The organism is Dietzia sp. HMSC21D01 (genome assembly GCF_001815995.1).
Classification (GTDB): Bacteria; Actinomycetota; Actinomycetes; order Mycobacteriales; family Mycobacteriaceae; genus Dietzia; species Dietzia cinnamea.
Map to the genome: position 1 here is coordinate 1 of NZ_KV823956.1, position 2,053 is coordinate 2,053.

Annotated in this window: 1 protein-coding gene; it reads left to right on the forward strand. The window is 72.8% G+C overall.

Features of this window, described 5'->3' with window-relative positions; translation table 11 throughout:
* Window positions 1-2,053, forward strand: a 2,053-nt coding sequence (locus HMPREF3086_RS10780) for an acyltransferase domain-containing protein (RefSeq protein WP_141764063.1), incomplete at both ends; no start/stop codon positions are given.

Below are 2,053 nucleotides of genomic sequence, written 5' to 3' on the forward strand. Positions count from 1 at the left end.
GTCGTCGGCCACACCCGCGCCGAGCTCGTCGCCGGACTGCGCGCACTCGCCGCCGGCGACCCGGGCCCCGGAGTGTTCAGCGCCGACGCCCCCGCCGGCACGGGCGACGTGTGGGTGTTCTCCGGCTTCGGCTCCCAGCACCGCAAGATGGCCAAGGAGCTGTACCTGTCCAACCCGCTGTTCGCCTCGTGCCTGGACGCGGTCGACGAGCTCATCGACTTCGAGGCCGGCTACCGGATCGTCGAGCTGATCCTGGACGACTCCCAGACCTACGAACTCGAGAACTCCCAGGTCGGCATCTTCGCGATCCAGGTGGCGCTCGTCGACACCCTGCGCGCGCTCGGCGCCAAGCCCGAGGCCGTCATCGGGCACTCCATGGGTGAGGTCGCCGCCGCCTACGCGACCGGTGGCCTGGGCCTCGAGGACGCGGTGCGCGTGATCACCGTGCGCTCGCGCCTCATGGGCGACGCCGAGGGGCAGGTCTCGGAGGAGGAGGCCGGCGCGATGGCGCTGGTCGAGTACTCGGCCGAGGAGATCGCGCAGATCATCGCCGACAACCCGCAGTTCGCCTCCATCGAGCCCGCCGTCTACGCCGCGCCCACCCACACCACGGTCGGCGGCCGCGCCAAGCCCGTCGCCGACTTCGTCGCGTGGGTCGAGGAGCAGGGCAAGTTCGCCCGTCAGCTGCAGGTCCGCGGTGCCGGGCACACCTCGGACGTCGACATGCTCCTCGGCGAGCTGGCCGCGGAGATCGCCGGCCTCGAGCCGCGCGAACTCACCTCCGGGCTGTTCTCCTCCGTCGACCGCGAGACCTTCTACCGCGCCGGCCACGAGCCGGTTCACGCTGAGGAGTACTGGGTCAAGGGCATGCGCCACTCGGTGTGGTTCACCCACGCCGTGCGCAAGGCCGTCGACGCCGGGTACGTGACCTTCCTCGAGCTGGCCCCCAACCCGGTGGCCGCGATGTCGGTGGCCGCGACGTGCTTCGACGCCGGTCTCATGGAGCCGAACCTCCTGCACGCGCTCAAGCGCAAGGAGTCCGAGGCGGACACGCTGCTGCACGCGATCGCGCAGCTGTACGTCCACGGGCACACGATCGACATGCCGAGCGTCGTGGAGATGATCCACGGCCACGTCACCGGTCCCGGCCGGTACGCGCCGGTGCCGGGCACCGCGTGGAAGCGCCGCACCCTGTGGCCCAAGGTCACCGCGGGTGGCGGGTCCGGCGACGGCCGCATGCCGGGGTCGTACGTCGCGCTGCCCGACGGCCGCCACGCGTGGCAGGTCCGCGCCGAGGTCGTGCCCAGCGTGGACGCGCTGATGTCCGCGGCGGCCGCGGCGGTGGTCGAGGGCGCGACCCTCATCGCCGTCGACCGGCCCGGCGTCCTCCCCGCCTCGGGATCGGTCACCACGACCCTCACCCCGCACCCGGGCGGGGCGTCGGTGCAGGTCCACGTCCGGTCGGACGAGGAGTCCGCGCCGTTCGTGCTGGTCGCCTCCGGCGCGGTCAGCGGCGGCGCGCCGATCGATCCGTCGACGGCGCCGGAGATGCCGCATTTCGAGTCGGCCGAGTCCGACGCTCCGGTGGTCGGCGAGGACGAGGACGACGACGACGAGGCCGACGCCCGCTGGAACCCCGGGTCCGGCGAGTCGATCAGCGACAGGCTCGCCCGGATCGTCGGCTCCTCGATGGGGTACAGCCCCGACGACCTGCCGAGGGAGCTGGCACTGCTCGATCTCGGCCTGGATTCGCTCATGGCCGTGCGCATCAAGAACCGCGTCGAGCACGAGTTCTCCATCCCGCCGCTCGAGTTGCAGGCCATGCGGGACGCGTCGCTGAACGACGTCGCGGAGATGGTCCTGTTCGCGGTGGAGAACCCGGAGGAGGTCGGCGAGCTGGCGGCCCAGCAGGCCCGCGGCGAGGGCGCCGTGGACGTGGCGTCCCTGCGCGACGGAGACGCCGCCGACGTCTCGGGTGCGGCTGACTCCGACGGTGCGGCCCCGGCCGGCGACGCCGCGTCGGTCGCCCCGCGCGACGACACCGAGCGCATGG